Origin of the sequence: Streptomyces sp. NPDC026092, from assembly GCF_040638605.1 — a bacterium.
Taxonomy (GTDB): domain Bacteria; phylum Actinomycetota; class Actinomycetes; order Streptomycetales; family Streptomycetaceae; genus Streptomyces.
This window is the reverse complement of sequence record NZ_JBEZYN010000003.1, coordinates 249,707-265,358: the sequence shown is the minus strand read 5'-3', so window position 1 is coordinate 265,358 and position 15,652 is coordinate 249,707. Positions and strand designations below refer to the sequence as shown.

General features: G+C 72.7%; 14 protein-coding genes. 3 read left to right on the top strand and 11 right to left on the bottom strand.

Going from position 1 to position 15,652, the window contains the following annotated elements:
- Nucleotides 1–81: 81 nt before the first annotated feature.
- Nucleotides 82–1,518: a PLP-dependent aminotransferase family protein gene (locus tag AB0F56_RS06170; protein WP_362004594.1), complete on the bottom strand. Its 1,437-nt coding sequence runs from the start codon at nt 1,516–1,518 to the stop codon at nt 82–84.
- On the opposite strand from AB0F56_RS06170, the gene AB0F56_RS06165 reads away from it, so the two are divergent.
- Nucleotides 1,517–2,452 (top strand): DMT family transporter, encoded by a 936-nt coding sequence (locus AB0F56_RS06165; protein WP_362004591.1) that lies wholly within the window; start codon nt 1,517–1,519, stop codon nt 2,450–2,452. The two genes, AB0F56_RS06170 and AB0F56_RS06165, sit on opposite strands and share 2 nt — an antisense overlap.
- Nucleotides 2,453–2,551: 99 nt before the next feature.
- Nucleotides 2,552–2,746 carry a DUF1918 domain-containing protein gene (locus AB0F56_RS06160; protein ID WP_362004589.1) on the top strand — a complete coding sequence of 65 codons (195 nt, stop codon included), beginning with the start codon at nt 2,552–2,554 and terminating at the stop codon, nt 2,744–2,746.
- A gap of 36 nt (nt 2,747–2,782) precedes the next feature.
- On the opposite strand, the gene AB0F56_RS06155 is transcribed toward AB0F56_RS06160, so the two are convergent.
- The gene (locus AB0F56_RS06155) at nt 2,783–4,051 is read right to left on the bottom strand and encodes a family 10 glycosylhydrolase (RefSeq protein WP_362004587.1); all 1,269 of its coding nucleotides are present in this window, start codon (nt 4,049–4,051) and stop codon (nt 2,783–2,785) included.
- Nucleotides 4,052–4,230: 179 nt separating this feature from the next.
- Between AB0F56_RS06155 and AB0F56_RS06150 the strand changes: the two genes are divergently transcribed.
- Nucleotides 4,231–5,091: a 3-hydroxybutyryl-CoA dehydrogenase gene (locus AB0F56_RS06150; RefSeq protein WP_362004583.1), complete on the top strand. Its 861-nt coding sequence runs from the start codon at nt 4,231–4,233 to the stop codon at nt 5,089–5,091.
- Nucleotides 5,092–5,175: 84 nt separating this feature from the next.
- Here the strand turns inward: AB0F56_RS06150 and AB0F56_RS06145 are convergent, their stop codons facing one another.
- The 9 genes from AB0F56_RS06145 to rpmI all read right to left on the bottom strand — a co-directional run bounded on the left by AB0F56_RS06145 (nt 5,176) and on the right by rpmI (nt 15,579).
- Nucleotides 5,176–5,706, bottom strand: a complete 531-nt coding sequence (locus AB0F56_RS06145; protein ID WP_362004580.1) for an NUDIX hydrolase — start codon at nt 5,704–5,706, stop codon at nt 5,176–5,178.
- Nucleotides 5,707–5,757: 51 nt separating this feature from the next.
- A complete protein-coding gene (locus AB0F56_RS06140; protein WP_362004577.1) occupies nt 5,758–7,101 on the bottom strand; it encodes a transcriptional regulator in 1,344 nt (447 codons plus the stop codon).
- A gap of 283 nt (nt 7,102–7,384) precedes the next feature.
- Nucleotides 7,385–8,464 (bottom strand): PP2C family protein-serine/threonine phosphatase, encoded by a 1,080-nt coding sequence (locus AB0F56_RS06135; RefSeq protein ID WP_362004575.1) that lies wholly within the window; start codon nt 8,462–8,464, stop codon nt 7,385–7,387.
- A 318-nt stretch (nt 8,465–8,782) separates the two neighbouring features.
- Complete coding sequence (gene pheT / locus AB0F56_RS06130) at nt 8,783–11,311, bottom strand: phenylalanine--tRNA ligase subunit beta (RefSeq protein WP_362004572.1); 2,529 nt, start codon at nt 11,309–11,311, stop codon at nt 8,783–8,785.
- The gene (gene pheS, locus AB0F56_RS06125; protein WP_362004569.1) at nt 11,311–12,438 is read right to left on the bottom strand and encodes a phenylalanine--tRNA ligase subunit alpha; all 1,128 of its coding nucleotides are present in this window, start codon (nt 12,436–12,438) and stop codon (nt 11,311–11,313) included. The genes pheT and pheS overlap by 1 nt, the downstream gene beginning before the upstream one ends.
- A 138-nt stretch (nt 12,439–12,576) precedes the next feature.
- Nucleotides 12,577–13,725 (bottom strand): PAS domain-containing sensor histidine kinase, encoded by a 1,149-nt coding sequence (locus tag AB0F56_RS06120; protein ID WP_362004567.1) that lies wholly within the window; start codon nt 13,723–13,725, stop codon nt 12,577–12,579.
- 82 nt (nt 13,726–13,807) lie between these two features.
- Nucleotides 13,808–14,647, bottom strand: a complete 840-nt coding sequence (locus AB0F56_RS06115; RefSeq protein WP_362004564.1) for an RNA methyltransferase — start codon at nt 14,645–14,647, stop codon at nt 13,808–13,810.
- A gap of 243 nt (nt 14,648–14,890) precedes the next feature.
- Nucleotides 14,891–15,277 (bottom strand): 50S ribosomal protein L20, encoded by a 387-nt coding sequence (gene rplT, locus AB0F56_RS06110; protein WP_043227974.1) that lies wholly within the window; start codon nt 15,275–15,277, stop codon nt 14,891–14,893.
- Nucleotides 15,278–15,384: 107 nt separating this feature from the next.
- Nucleotides 15,385–15,579 (bottom strand): 50S ribosomal protein L35, encoded by a 195-nt coding sequence (gene rpmI, locus AB0F56_RS06105; RefSeq protein WP_329122635.1) that lies wholly within the window; start codon nt 15,577–15,579, stop codon nt 15,385–15,387.
- Nucleotides 15,580–15,652: the final 73 nt, after the last annotated feature.

Sequence of the window (15,652 nt, the reverse complement as noted above, 5' to 3'; positions counted from 1 at the left end):
AGGGATCGAATCCGGCCTTCCCGTACACACCACGCGCATCGTCCGTGGCCGGAAGAGCCCCTGGAACCCCCGTCGGCGGTGTCAGTCGGTGAGCTCGTCGACGGCCGTCCGCAGTCGGCGCACCCCCTCGGCGATCTCGGCGGGCCCGGCCACGCCCGCGAAGCTGAGGCGGACGTGCCCGGCGGGCGGTTCGGCGCTGAAGTACGGGCGGCCGGCGGCGACGGCGACCCCGGCCCGCAGCGCGCCCGCGACGAGCGCGGCCTCGGGCAGGGTGTCGGGGAGCCGGAGCCAGAGCTGGTAGCCGCCGACCGGGATGTGCGGCAGGGCCAGTTCGGGCAGGTGCCGGGCGAGGGCGCCGGCCATGGCGGCCCTGAGCTCCCTCAACTCGCGGGAGACGGAGCGCAGATGGCGTCCCCAGGCGGGCGAGCCCACGAGTTCCAGGGCGGCCTCCTGGAGGGGGCGCGGGACAAAGAAGCTGTCGACGACCTGGATGGCGCGGAGCCGTTCCAGGACGGGGCCGCGCGCGGCGAGGGCGCCGACGCGCAGGCTGGGCGAGGTCGGCTTGGTCAGTGAGCGGATGTGGACGACGACGCCGTCGGGGTCCTCGGCGGCCAGGGGGACGGGGAGCGGTCCGGCGTCCTCGTGGACGAGCAGGCGGGCGAAGTCGTCCTCGACGACGAAGGCCCCGGCGGCCCGCGCGATCCGGACGACGGCGCGCCGCCGCTCGGCGTCGAGGACGGCGCCGGTCGGGTTCTGGAAGAGCGGCTGGCAGACGAAGACCCGGGCGCCGGTGGCCCGGAAGGCGGCTTCGAGCAGCTCGGGGCGGACCCCGTCGGGGTCGGCCGGTACGGGTACGGGGCGCAGGCCGGCCGCGCGGGCGACGGCGAGCATGCCCGGGTAGGTGGGCGACTCGACGAGGACGGGGGTGCCGGGCGGGGCGAGGGCGCGCAGGGCGGTGGCGATCGCGGGCTGTCCGCCGGCGGTGACGATCACGTCGGCGGCGGTGACCGTGCCGCCGATCTCGCGGGCGAACCACGCGCGGAGTTCGGGCAGCCCGTCGGTGGGCGGCCGCCCCCAGGCGCCGGGGCGGCGGCCCGCGCGGGCGAGGGCGGCGGCCATGGCACGCTCCGGCTGGAGCGAGGGGTGCAGATAGCCGCCGTTGAACTCGACGACCCCGGCGGGCGGCGCCGACAGGGTCGCGAGGACTCCGGACGCGTCGACGCTGCGCGGGACCAGCTCGGTCGCGGCGTCGGCGCTCAGCGTGACCTCCTGCCAGGAGGTGTCGCCGGCCACGGCCGTCCGCTCGCGCGGCTCCGCGCGGTACGCCCCGGCTCCCGGCCGGGTGACGACGAGGCCCTCGGCGGCGAGCTGGGCGAGGGCGCGGGTGACCGTCACCGGGGAGACGCGGTACCGCTCGACGAGGGCGCGACTGGAGGGCAGCTTCCCGCCGGGTGAGTAGCGGTTCAGCTCCGCTCTCAGGGATGTGGCCAGTTCACCGACGCTGCTACGCTCGTGCATGACAGCACAGGATAGCGCTACTACGACTTCGACGATAGCGGTCGGCTCCACCGGGACCGCCCCTGCGGCGCCCTCCCCGCGGACCCGCGGCACGCTCCTCGCCGGCCTGGGCGTGGTCTCCTTCTCGCTCACCTTCCCGTCGACCGCCTGGGGCCTGGAGAGCTTCGGCCCCTGGTCCCTGGTCGCCGTGCGCTCGACGCTCGCCGCGCTCATCGCGGGCGCCTTCCTGCTGGCGATGAAGGTCCCCCTGCCCGAGCGCCGGCACTGGGCGGGCCTCGCCGTCGTCGCGGGCGGGGTCGTGGTCGGCTTCCCGCTCCTGACGACCCTCGCCCTGCAAACCTCGACCACCTCGCACGCCGCCGTCGTGGTGGGCCTGCTGCCGCTCACCACGGCGGCCTTCGCCGCGATCCGCACCGGCCGCCGCCCCTCCCGCCGGTTCTGGGTCGCGGCCGTCGCCGGCGCCGTGGTCATCCTCGCCTTCACGCTCCAGCAGAGCGGCGGAGCCCTCTCGACGGGCGACCTGTACCTGTTCGGCGCGCTCCTCGTCTGCGCGGCCGGCTACACCGAGGGCGGGCGGCTCGCGGGGCTCATGCCGGGCTGGCAGGTGGTCGGCTGGGCCCTGGTCCTCTGCCTGCCGTTCATGGTCGTCGGCGCGGCCGTCGCCCTCTCCCTCGAACCCGTCCACCTGAACACCCACGGTGTCGTCGGCCTGGCCTGGGTCGCGGCCGGCTCCACCTTCTTCGGCCTGTACGTCTGGTACCGGGGCATGGCGGCCATCGGCATCCCCAGGGCCAGCCAGCTCCAGCTCGCCCAGCCGCTGCTGACCCTGGTCTGGTCGGTGACCCTGCTCGGCGAGTCCCTCTCGCCCGCCGCACCCCTCGCGGCCTGCGCCGTCCTCGTCTGCATCGCGGTGACCCAGCGCGCGAAAAGCTGACGGGCCGCGGACTGGACGCGCGCCCGGGGGTGACGCGGGTCACAATGGCGGACATAGACTCGGATCGAGGACAAGCACGGCCGCGAGGAGGTCACCCCGATGGAAGCGAGCGTGGGCGACAAACTGCTGGTGCACGGCCGGACCGTCGGTCAGCACGACCGTACGGCCGAGGTCCTTCAGGTGCTCGGCGAGAACGGCAATCCCCCGTACCGCGTCAAGTTCGACGACGACGGCCACGAGGCCCTGATGGCTCCGGGCCCCGACACCGTCGTACGCCACCACGAGAAGTCGTGACCAGAAGCCGTATCCGGAAGTCGTAACGAGCAGTCTTCAGTTGGACCGGACCGAGGTCGGGTAGTGATCGGCCACCACGGCCGCCATCGCCCCGATCCGGTCCTTGCCGACCTCCGTCGCCGCGAAGAAGCAGTGCCCGCCGACCCCCGGGTACCGCGCGGCGAGGGTCAGATGGCGGGAGAGTTCCCTCTTGTCCTGCCAGGCGGCGGGCTGGGCGGGGTCGCCGGCCTTGTAGAGCGCCTCGCCGATGAAGAGCCGGACGCCGGTGTCCCGCACCACCGCCTCCCACCAGGGCACGAGCTTGGCGTAGTCGGCGTTGGCGTTGCCGATGTGCCAGTACAGCTGCGGGACGACGTAGTCGATCCAGCCCTCCTTGATCCACTTCCTGGTGTCCGCGTGCAGATCGCCGTAGCTCTCCACGCCCAACTCGGTGTTCGAGCCCAGGGGGTCACTGGTGGCATGGCGCCAGATCCCGAAGGGGCTGATGCCGAAGGCGACCTGGGGGGCGAGCTGCTTGATGCGGGCGGAGGCCTCGGAGACGAGCAGGTCGACGTTGTTCCGCCGCCAGGCAGCCCGGTTCGCGAAGCCCCCGCCGTACCGCGCGAAGGCCTCGTCGTCGCCGAAGGCCTCCCCGGCCACCGGGTACGGATAGAAGTAGTCGTCCCAGTGGACGGCGTCGATCTCGTAGCGGCCCAGGACGTCGAGCATCGCGTCCTGGACGAAGCCGCGCACCTCGGGCAGCCCCGGGTTGTAGTGCAGCTTCCCGCCGTAAGGAACGATCCACTCCGGGTGACGTCGGGCCGGATGGTCCGCCGAGAGCCGGCTCGGGTCCGTGTGGTTCGCCACACGGTACGGGTTGAACCAGGCGTGCAGCTCCAGGCCGCGCGCGTGGGCCTCCTCGACGGCCGTCCCGAGCGGGTCCCAGCCCGGGTCACGCCCCTGGACCCCGGTCAGGCACTCCGCCCACGGCTCGTGCGGCGAGGGCCACAGGGCGTCGGCGGTCGGCCGGACCTGGAGGACGACGGCGTTCAGCCGGCGGGCGACGGCCCGGTCGAGGTGGGCGAGGAGTTCGGGCCGCTGCGCCTGGGCCGAGAGGCCTGGGAGGGAGGGCCAGTCGCGGTTGAAGACGGTCGCGATCCACATGCCGCGGAAGGCGTTCGCCGCCCGCCGCTTCGGCTCCGCCGGCTCGGTACCCGGATCCGGATCCGCTCCCGCGCTCCCGCCCTCCCGCGCGCTCGCGCCCGTCGTGGCGAGCATCGCGAGGGCCGTGCCCGCCACGAATCCCCTTCTCCCGATCAGACCCATATGTCGACCTTGCCGTCCGTCTTGTGTCGGATACGTCACACCTACAGGCAGAGCATGCCCGACCCGGACGATCGATCATCGGTTAATGAGCGGTAACGTCGTGGGGTCGAGGCGGACGCACCGGAATCACACGGGGCCCGCCGCCAGAGAAAAGCGAAAGGCACGAGGTGACGGACTCCATGGCCGACATTGAGCGCGTCGGAGTGGTGGGCTGCGGCCAGATGGGCGCGGGCATCGCGGAGGTGTGTGCCCGCAGCGGTCTTGAGGTGAAGGTCGCCGAGACCACCGGCGAGGCGCTGGAGATCGGCCGTACGCGGCTCTACAACTCGCTCGCGAAGGCCGCCGAACGCGGCAAGATCAGCGAGGAGGAGCGCGACGCCACGCTGGCGCGCCTCAGCTTCACCACCGACCTGGGCGAGTTCGCCGACCGTGACCTCGTGATCGAGGCCGTGGTGGAGAACGAGCAGGTCAAGACCGAGATCTTCAAGGTCCTCGACCAGGTGATGACCCGGGCCGACGCGATCCTGGCCTCGAACACCTCCTCCATCCCGCTGGTCAAGCTGGCGGTGGCCACCTCCCGCCCCGACCAGGTCATCGGCATCCACTTCTTCAACCCGGCGCCGGTGCAGAAGCTGGTGGAACTCATCCCGGCCCTCACCACCTCCGAGGGCACGATCAGCCGCGCCCAGCTCTTCGCCGAGAAGGTGCTCGGGAAGCACGCGATCCGCGCGCAGGACCGGTCCGGCTTCGTGGTCAACGCGCTGCTCGTCCCGTACCTGCTCTCCGCGATCCGGATGTTCGAGTCGGGCATCGCGAGCCGCGAGGACATCGACAACGGCATGGAGTTCGGCTGCGCCCACCCGATGGGTCCGCTGAAGCTCGCCGACCTGATCGGTCTGGACACGATCGTCTCCATCGCCGACTCGATGTACACCGAGTACAAGGAGCCGCTGTACGCCGCTCCCCCGCTGCTCCAGCGCATGGTCGACGCGGGCCGGCTCGGCCGCAAGACCGGCTCGGGCTTCTACCCGTACTCCTGAGCCCCACCGGCCTCCTGAGCACCACCGACCACCGTTCGGCCCGTACACCCGCACAGGTACGGGCCGTTCGGCTTTCCCGGGCTCTCAGCCGAGCCGCAGGTGATGGAGCATGAGCAGCCCGGCGGCCATGTTGGCGGCCGGGATCTCACCCCGGGAGATCATGTCCGGGATCAGTTTGAGCGGTATCCACTCGCGCCGCGAGGACTCGAAGTCGTCCTCGGGCGGGCCGATGTACGTGGCTTCCTCGGCCCAGTAGAGATGGTGCCGGGCGTCGGTGAGGCCGTTGGAGGGCTCGACGGTGAGGAGATGGCGCAGGGGCCCCGGGCGCCAGCCGGTCTCCTCCTCCATCTCGCGGGCGGCGGCCGTTTCGAGGTCCTCGTCGTCCTCGACGACACCGGCGGCCAGCTCCCAGCCCCAGCTGTCGGTGATGAAGCGGTGCCGCCAGAGCATGAGGACTTCGTTGGCCTCGTTGACGGCGGTCGCGACGGCGACCGGGCGGAGCCGGATCAGATAGTGGGCGAGGTGGCGGCCGTCAGGGAGCTCGACGTCCGCGAGGTTCACCCGGAACCAGCGGTTCTCATAGACAGGTTGTTCGCTCAGTTTCGTCCACTGCACGTTTCTGCCACCTTCCGATTGGTCGGTGGCAATATGGCAGCAGTCCTTGGCTCACAGGGGAACGCGTAGCGCCCCGTCGATGAGTTCGGCCGCCTGCCGCGCGTCCCGGCAGTCGCTCGCCAGCAGATGCTCGCGGACCAGCCGCAGCCGGTCGCGCAGCCGCTGCGACTCCATCCCCCGCGCCCGCTCGGTCATCTCCACCGCCGTCCGCGCGGCCGCGTCGGCCTCCCCCTGCCGCAGCTCGATCTGGCAGAGCATCGCGAGGCGGTGCACGCGGCCCCGGTCGTGCGCCGGGGTCTCCACCGCCGCCCGCGCGTGCTCCCGGGCCGCCGGGAGATCACCCAGACTGAGCAGGGCCTCGGCGACCTGCACGTTGACCAGGCCCGGCTGGACATAGCCGGTCTCGGCGGGCTCGTGCCCGGGCCGGATCCGCTCCGCCTCCGCCTCCGCGCGCCGGATGCCGGCCAACGCGGCGGCCCCGTCGCCGAGATGGGCGTACGCCTTCGCCTGCATCGCGGAGAGGTCGGCGGCGAGGGCCGGGGTGATCCGCTCCCCCGCCGACCGCAGGGCCGCCTCGGCGAATGCGACCGCCTGCCGGTACTCCCCCATGAACAGCGACTGGTTGACGAGCAGCGCGACGACGTACGCGCCGAGGCCCCGGTCCCCGCTCGCCTTCGCGAGCCGCAGCGCCTGGTGGAAGTAGCGCTGGGCGAGGCCGAGGGCGTCGGAGTCGTACGCGCAGATGCCGGCCACGGCCACCAGAGCGCCGGTGGCGCGGTGCAGCTGCCGGCCCAGGCTGTCGCCGTACGCGCCGCGCAGCAGCGGCGCCGTCTCGGCGTTGAGGAAGCCGACGATCCGCTGCCGGGTCGCCACTCCGCCGGTCTTGCGGTACATCTGCTCGTAGTGCGCCCGGGCGGCGCCGAGCATGGTGATGTCGGCGGTCGAGACCCGGGTCCGGCCGTCGCGGGACACGTCGGAGTCCTCCGGCGGGTTCTCCCACTCCCAGACCGGCATCACGGCGGGAGTGCCGGTGACCGCCTGCACGCCGAGTATGTGCGGCCGCTGCTGCTCGTCGGAGCGCCACAGGGCGGTGGCCCGCTCGACGAACGCGGAGAGCGGCGAGCCGTGGGCGACGGCGGCGGCGCCGCCGGAGACGCCCAGGCCGATGTCGTCGAGGGTGACCGCCCGGTGCAGCCTCGCCGCGAGCACCTCGCAGATCAGGTCGGGCACCTGGCCGCGCGGCCGCTGGCCCTTCAGCCAGCGGGCCACCGCCGTGTGTTCGTACCGCAGGGCCAGGCCGCGGTCGCGGCCGGCCCGGTTCACATGGGCGGCCAGGCCGGCGTGCGAGACGCCCGCCTCGTCCAGCAGGGCGTCGAGCAGGGTGTTGGGGTGCATGGGCCGCTCCGACGACTCGGTCCGCCCAGCGTAGTGGTGGGCGGTTTCGCACGGGGTGTGAATGAAGTGCCCGTTCTTCCGGTCCGTGCACTCTGCCGCCGTCCGCTCGGGGCCGGTTGACTGAGCGCCTCGCCGCAAGGCGACCCGGGCCGCCGGGCTCCCCCTCGTACAGTGCGGCGGCCCGCACCGCGCCGCCCGCCCGCCGACCTGCCCGACACTCCCAGGCGGCCGGGCGGCGCCGGCCGAGGGAGTGTCCTTTCCGGACACGACCGACCCTGTCCGCTCAACAGTGAGGGGAGGGTTCAGGTCGGGTACGGCGCAGCCCGGGTTCGGCGGGCTGCGCCGGAACCCGCATGCGGTCGTTGCGGACGACCAACAGGGCGACGTCGTCGGCGAGTCGGCCCCTGGTGTGCCGCAGCAGCGCGGCGTGCACACGGTGGACCAGCGCCGCCGGGGAGAGGGGCGTGTCACGGGCGGCCTCGGTCAGGACCGCTTCGAGGCCGAAGAAGCGCCCGGCCCCGTCCCGCGCGTCCTCCGCGCCGTCGGTGTGCAGGAAGAGCGCCTCGCCCGGCAGGAGCCGGCCGCAGGGGTACGGGGTGAGGTCGGCCGGCAGCGGGAACGTGCCGAGCGGGGGCAGCGGGTCGCCGACGGGGACGGGCTCGACGCGGCGGCCGATCCGGTACGGGCCGGGGTGCCCGCAGTTGAGCGCGTACACCTCCCCGTCCTTGCCGATCTCCAGGAGCAGTAAGGTGACGAACTCCTCGGCCGCCGGATGTTCCGGCTCACGTCCGGCGCAGGCCGCCGGGTGCTCCTCCCGCGCCCGCTCGCGCAGATGGCGGGTGAGCGCCCGGTCGAGCCGCCGCAGGACCCCGCCGAGTTCGGGCTCGTCGTGGGCGGCCTCGCGGAAGCTGCCGAGGACCGCGACCACCGCGCCGAGGGCGGCGAGCCCGTGGCCCCGGACGTCTCCGATGACGACCCGCACGCCGTAGGGCGTGGCCACCGCCTCGTAGAGGTCCCCGCCGACGGACGCGCCCCGGGAGGCGGAGAGCTGGCCGGCGGCGACGGAGAGGCCGTCGAGCCGGGGCGGCGGCGGTCGTAGCAGAACGCGTTGGGTGGCGTGGGCGATGGCCCGCACCCGCTCCAGTTCGCGCGAGAGGCCCCGGCGGATGCCGAGGATCAGTCCGGTGCCGACGCTGAAGAAGACCACGCTGGTCGCGATCCGCATGGGAAGCCCCGGTTGCTGCGCCAGTGGACAGCCGAGTTTCCATGTCACGGCCACGGCACCCCAGAGGGTGGGAAGGGCGAGAGGTCCCAGCCTGCGCAGCCGGGAACCATCGGAGAGCGACGTCCTGGTACGGATCATGCACGGCCCTTCCTGAGGCCCTGCAGCGCCCGAAGGCTCTGCGGCACACAGGCCCGCCCCTGTGGCCGCGTCGATTCTCCCGACCTCACAGGGCACCAGGGAACACCGCCCGGACATCTCACCCGAAGGAGTGACCACCCCCACCGCGCCGCCCCACGCCACCCGTCCGCCACCCGCACGGACACGGCCTCTTCGCACGGAGGATCGACCGAAGGGCGAGCGCGGGGTCCGCCTGCAACGCCGGAGAGGCAGGCCGCCCGCAACGCCGGAGGGGCCGGCCCGGGTTCACCGGGCCGGCCCCTCCGGGGAGCGTTCCGCTCAGGCGCCGCGCAGTACGGCGCCCGTGCGGTCCGTCGCCAGGGCGACGGCCGCGTCGCGGGCGGCGGTGGCCTCTTCGACCGTGAGGGTGCGGTCCGTGGCGCGGAACTTCAGGGCGTACGCCAGGGACTTCTTGCCCGCGCCGATCTGGTCGCCGGTGTACACGTCGAACAGCCGGATGGCCTCGAGGAGTTCACCGGCGCCGTCGCGGAGCGCGGCCTCGACCGTCTCGGTCGGGACCGACGCGTCGACGACCAGGGCGACGTCCTGGGTGGCGACCGGGAAGGAGGAGATGCTCGGGGCCTTCAGGGGGCCCTCGTTCGCCCGCTCCACCAGGTCCAGGTCCAGCTCCATCGCGCAGGTGCGGTCGGGCAGGCCGAGCGCCTTGACGACGCGCGGGTGCAGCTCGCCGCCGTGGCCGACGAGGACCTTCTCGCCGTCGACGACCACGTGGAACGCGGCGCAGCGGCCCGGGTGCCACGGGGCGTGCTGGTCGGAGCTGATGATCAGCTCGACACCCGCCTCCGCGGCCACCGTACGCGCCGCCTGGATCGCGTCGGCCCAGTCGGCCGGGTAGCCCTTGCCCCACCAGCCGGCCTGCTCGCGGGCGCCCGCGAGGACGACGGCGACGCGGCGCGGCTGAGCCGGAAGCGCGGCGTTGACGCCTCCGATCTCCTCGTCGGTGGGACGGCGGTCGACGGGCAGCCGGACGGCGACCCCCGGCCGGTCGCCCGGCCGGAAGACCAGACCGGTCTCGAAGAGCGCCAGGTCGTGGCTGCCGCGCCCGTTGTTGCGGCGCAGCGCGCCGAGCAGGCCCGGCAGCAGCGTCGTACGGAGCGCGGGCTCCTCGTCGGAGAGCGGGTTGACGAGCGTGACCACGCGGCGACGGGCGTCGTCCGCGTCCAGGCCGAGCTGGTCGAAGACCTGCGCGCCGATGAACGGGTAGTTCAGCGCCTCGACGTAACCGGCGCCGGCCAGCGCGCGGCCGACCCGGCGGTGGATGCGCTGGCTCTCGGTGAGGCCACGCCCGGCGGGCGGCTTGGGCAGCGTCGAGGGCAGGTTCTCGTACCCCTCGAGCCGGATGACCTCCTCGGCGAGGTCGTTCGGCACCCACAGGTCGGGGCGCCACGACGGGACGGTGACGATCAGCTCGTCCTGCCCGTAGACGTCGCAGCCGATCTCCTGGAGGCGGCGGACGACGGTCTCGCGGCCGTAGGCGACGCCCGCGACCTTGTCCGGGTGGTTCGCCGGCATGGTGACCGTACGGGGCGCGGACGGCGCGACGATCTCGGTGACGCCGGCCTCTGCCGTGCCGCCCGCGAGCAGCACGAGCAGGTCGACGCAGCGCTGCGCGGCGGCGGAGGCGGCCTGCGGGTCGACGCCCCGCTCGAAGCGCCGGGACGCCTCGGAGGCCAGCTTGTGCCGGCGGGCCGTACGCGCGATCGAGATCGCGTCGAAGTGCGCGGCCTCGATGACGATCTCGGTCGTGCCCGTGACGATGCCCGTCTCGGGGTCGGTCACCGGGTCGGCGATCTCGGTGTGGGCGCCGCCCATCACACCGGCCAGACCGATCGGGCCGGTGTTGTCGGTGATCAGCAGGTCCCCGGAGTCGAGGACGCGCTTGGCACCGTCGAGCGTGGTGATCGTCTCTCCGGCGGCGGCGCGGCGGACGCCGATGGGGCCGTCGAGCCGGGTGCGGTCGTAGGCGTGCAGCGGCTGACCGAGCTCCAGCATCACGTAGTTGGTGATGTCCACGGCGAGCGAGATCGGGCGCATGCCCGCCTTCTGCAGGCGGCGGCGCATCCAGATCGGGGTGCGCGCCTCGGGCGCGACCCCGACGACGGTGCGCGCGGTGAAGCGGTCGCAGCCGATCGGGTCGATGACCTGGACGGGGTGACCGTACGAGTTCGGCGCGGGCACGTCGAGCAGCGCCGGGTCGCGCAGCGGCAGGCCGTACGCGATGGCGGTCTCGCGGGCGACACCGCGCATCGAGAGGCAGTAGCCGCGGTCGGGCGTGACGGCGATGTCGAGGACCTCGTCGTACAGCTCCAGGAGCTTGGTCGCGTCGATGCCGATCTCGAGCTCCGGCGGCAGCACGATGATGCCATGCGTGCCGTCGTCGCCCATGCCGAGCTCGTCGCCCGAGCAGATCATGCCGCGGGAGACCCGGCCGTACGTCTTGCGCTCGGCGATCCGGAAGTCACCGGGGAGCACGGCGCCGGGCAGGGCCACGACGACCTTGTCGCCCTCGGCGAAGTTCCGGGCGCCACAGATGATCTCCTGGGGCTCGCCGGTGCCGTTGGCCTGGCCGACGTCGACGGTGCAGAAGCGGATGGGCTTCTTGAACTCCGTCAGCTCCTCGATGGTGCGGACCTGGCCGACCACCAGCGGGCCGGTCAGGCCGGCGCCGAGCTGCTCGACGGTCTCGACCTCGAGTCCTGCCGAAATGAGCTTGGCCTGGACGTCGCGTCCGGTCTCCGTCGCCGGCAGGTCGACGTACTCCCGCAGCCAAGAAAGCGGGACCCGCATCAGATCTCCATCCCGAACGGCCGGGTGAACCTGACGTCACCCTCGACCATGTCTCGCATGTCATCGACGTTGTGGCGGAACATCAGCATCCGCTCGATGCCGAACCCGAAGGCGAATCCGCTGTACTTCTCCGGGTCGACACCGCAGGCGACGAGCACCTTGGGGTTGACCATGCCGCAGCCGCCCAGCTCGATCCAGCCCTCGCTGCCGCAGGTGCGGCAGGGGCGGTCGGGGTTGCCGACGGACTCGCCGCGACAGACGTAGCAGAGCATGTCCATCTCGGCGGACGGCTCGGTGAACGGGAAGAAGTTCGGGCGGAGCCGGGTCTTCATGTCGGGCCCGAAGAGCGCCTGGACCATGTGGTCGAGGGTGCCCTTGAGGTCGGCCATAGTCAGGCCCTCGTCGACGGCGAGCAGCTCGATCTGGTGGAAGACCGGGGTGTGCGTGGCGTCGAGCTCGTCGGTCCGGTAGACCCGGCCGGGGCAGACGACGTAGACCGGGGGCTCCCGGTCGATGAGCGTGCGGGCCTGCACCGGGGAGGTGTGCGTCCGCAGCACGACACCGGACTCGTCGCCGGTGGTGCCCTCGGGGCCCCGGACGAAGAAGGTGTCCTGCATCTGGCGCGCCGGGTGGTCCGGCACGAAGTTCAGGGCGTCGAAGTTGAACCACTCCGCCTCGACCTCGGGGCCCTCGGCGACCTCGTACCCCATGGATACGAAGACGTCGGCGACCCGCTCCATGAGCGTGGTCAGCGGGTGGCGGGCGCCAGCCGGAACGCGGTCGTACGGCAGGGTGACGTCCACCGCCTCCTCGACCAGGACGCGGGCGTCGCGCTCGTCCTCGAGCTCGGCCTGGCGGGTGGCGAGGGCCTTGGAGACCGCGCCGCGGGCCTGGCCCACGAGCTTGCCGGCCGCGGCCTTGGCCTGCGGCGGCAGCGCGCCGATCTCGCGGTTGGCCAGCGCGAGCGGCGAGGTGCCGCCGGTGTGCGCGACCTTCGCGTGCGCGAGCGCGTCGAGGTCACCCGCGGCGGCGAAGGCGGCGAGCGCCTCGTCCCGCATGCGCTCGATCTCTTCCGGTTTCAAGGCCTCGACCTCAACCGGGTCGTACGACTTATTGGGTGCGGACATCTCTTCCCGTGCTTCCGTTTGGCTGGCTTGGGCGCGGCCCCGCTCGACGTCAAGGGCGCAAACGTGCCAAAGGTCGAGTCTAACGGGGCGCGGGGACGCGAATGAGCCCGTGGGCGGCCCGGGCGGCTGTGGATCTCGTCAGGCGAGATAGGCCGGGGCGCCGACGGGCAGGATAAATCGGAACTCGGCGCCGCCGCGGGGACCACGTCCGACGGTGATCGTTCCGCCGTGGGCCTCGACGATGCCCTTGACGATGTAGAGGCCGAGTCCGGTGCCACCTCGCTTGCTCCCCCGCCAGAAGCGGGTGAAGACACGGCCCATCGACTCCTCGGGGATGCCGGGGCCTTCGTCGCTCACGGTGACCGCCGTTCCCTTCTCTCCGTCGGGGGTGTCGCAGGTGGGTGCCACCTCGATGGTGACGGTTCCCTCGCCGTGGCGCACCGCATTTTCGAGCAGGTTGCCGAGGACCTGGTCGACCTTGTCGGGGTCGGCCCACAGATCGGGCAGCTGAGGGCGGACGCGGACGAAGAAGCGGTCCGGGGACTGGCCGCCGGTGGTGTGGGCCTGGATGTGCCGGCCGACGGCGGCGGCGATGTCGACGGGCTGGCGGCGCACCTCGAGCCGGCCGGAGTCGATCCGGGAGATGTCGAGGAGCTCGGCGATGAGCCGGGTGACGCGGTTGGCGTCGGCGTCGACGGTCTCCAGCATCAGCCGCTTCTGGTCGTCGGTGAACCGCTCCCACTTGGCGAGCAGGGTCGCGGTGAAGCCCTTGACGGAGGTCAGCGGGGAGCGCAGCTCGTGGGCGACGGTGGCGATGAGCTCGGCGTGGCTGCGTTCGGTACGGCGCCTGGCCTCGGTGCCGCGCAGCGAGACGACGACGCGGCGCACGGGCCCGGTGGGGTGCTCGCGGACGTAGCGGGCGGAGACGAGGACCTCGCGGCCGCCGGGCAGGAGCAGGTTGCGCTCGGGCTGGCCGCGCCGGGTGGCGAGGCCGCCGTACGGGTCGGTGAGGGTCCACCAGCGGCGGCCCTTGAGGTCCTCCAGGGGCAGCGCCTGTTCGAGCGGGAGGCCGAGGGCCTTGCCCGGGGGTACGGAGGTGATGCGGGCGGCGGCGGCGTTGAAGCAGACGACGTGTCCGGTGGCGTCGGCGACGACGAGGCCGTCGGGCAGCTCGTCGGGGTCGATGCCGGGGATGCCCGGCGCCTCGGGCGGGGTCCCGCCCGGGTCCTCCGGGGCATCCGGCGCGGCACTCCGTGCCTGTGCGGGACTGTCCGTGCCGACCGTCATCCCCGTTCCCCACCCCTCCGTGTAGCGCAGTGGGCCCCCGAGTTCGTCACCCTACTAGGTGCGGGTGACGCTTTGGAGCCCCTCAGCGGGAGGTTCGGGGGCGCTGGGCTCGCGCGGAGGCGTAGAGGCACACGGCGGCCGCCGTCGCGAGGTTCAGGCTCTCGGCCTTGCCGTGGATCGGGACGCGCACCACGGCGTCCGCGAGGGCGCGGGTCTCCTCGGGAAGTCCCCAGGCCTCGTTGCCGAAGACCCAGGCGGTGGGCCCGCCCATGGTGCCGGCGTCCAGCTCGTCGTCGAGGTCGTCCTGCCCGGCGCCGTCGGCGGCGAGGATCCGTACGCCCACGCTCTTCAGTCCGGCGACGGCCTGCTCGACCGGGACGCCGACGACGACCGGGAGGTGGAAGAGGGAGCCGACGGAGGCGCGGACGGACTTGGGGTTGTAGAGGTCGACGGAGGCGTCGGTGAGGACGACGGCGTCGGCGCCGGCCGCGTCGGCGCAGCGCAGCACGGTGCCGGCGTTCCCGGGGTCGCGCACGTGGGCGAGGACGGCGACCAGCTTGGGCCGGGCCGCGAGGACCTCCTCGAACGGCGAGTCGAGGAAGCGGCAGACCCCGACGAGCCCCTGCGGGGTGACGGTCTGGGAGACCTCGGCGAGGACGGCGGCGTCGGCGTAGTGGACCCTGGCGCCGGCCGCGCGGGCGGCGTCGACGATCCCGTCGTACCGCTCGGCGGCCTCGACGGTGGTGAAGAGCTCGACGAGGGTGGGCTCACCGGAGCCGCCGCGGTGCTGGACGGCCTCGCGGACGGCCTGCGGGCCCTCGGCGATGAAGAGGCGGTCCTTGCCCCGGAAGTTGCGCTTGGCGAGCCGCCTGGCGGCGACGACACGCGGCGAACGCGGGGAGATCAGCTCAGGGGTACCCATGGGGTCGGTTGGCTCTTTTCGGCGGTCCGGGCGAGGGGGTCAGGGTCCGGGGTGATCGGGGTCCGGGGCGATCCGGATCCGGAAGGATCGAGGCCCGGGGTGATCGAGTTCCGGGGGATCGGGGCGGTCCGGGTGATCGGGGCGCGGCGCCGGGCGGGTCGGGCCCGGCGTCGGCTCCGAACGCGACCGGACCCGCAGGCCCGAAGGCCTGCGGGTCCGGTCGGAAGATCTGCGGCCTGGAGATCAGGCAGCGGCCTTCGGGGCGTTGACGTCGGCCGGGAGGGCCTTCTGGGCGACCTCGACGAGCGCGGCGAACGCGTTCGAGTCGTTGACGGCCAGCTCGGCGAGGATCTTGCGGTCCACCTCGATGTTGGCGGCCTTCAGACCCTGGATGAGGCGGTTGTACGTCATGCCGTTCTGGCGGGCAGCGGCGTTGATGCGCTGGATCCACAGCTGACGGAAGTCGCCCTTGCGCTTCTTGCGGTCGTTGTAGTTGTAGACCAGGGAGTGGGTGACCTGCTCCTTGGCCTTGCGGTACAGGCGCGAGCGCTGACCGCGGTAGCCGGAGGCCGCCTCGAGGATCGCCCGGCGCTTCTTGTGGGCGTTGACTGCCCGCTTGACGCGTGCCACTTGTTAACTCCTTGTAGCGGGGTCGTGGTTGGACTCACACGACCCGAAAACGAATTGGTCCCGGACTGGCCGGATGGCCCTCGTCACCGAGGGCACGAGACGATCGGTCAGATGCCCAGCATCTTCTTGATGGTCTTGGTGTCACCCGGGGCCATCTCGGCGTTGCCGGTGAGGCGACGCGTCAGCTTGGACGACTTGTGCTCGAGCAGGTGGCGCTTGCCGGCGCGCTCGCGCAGGATCTTGCCGGAGCCGGTGACCTTGAAGCGCTTCTTGGCACCGGAGTGCGTCTTGTTCTTCGGCATAGCGCCGTTATCTCCTCGTCAGTGGCGCTCCCCCGGTGCGGGCACCGGACAACCAGGAGCGTCATATCTTCGT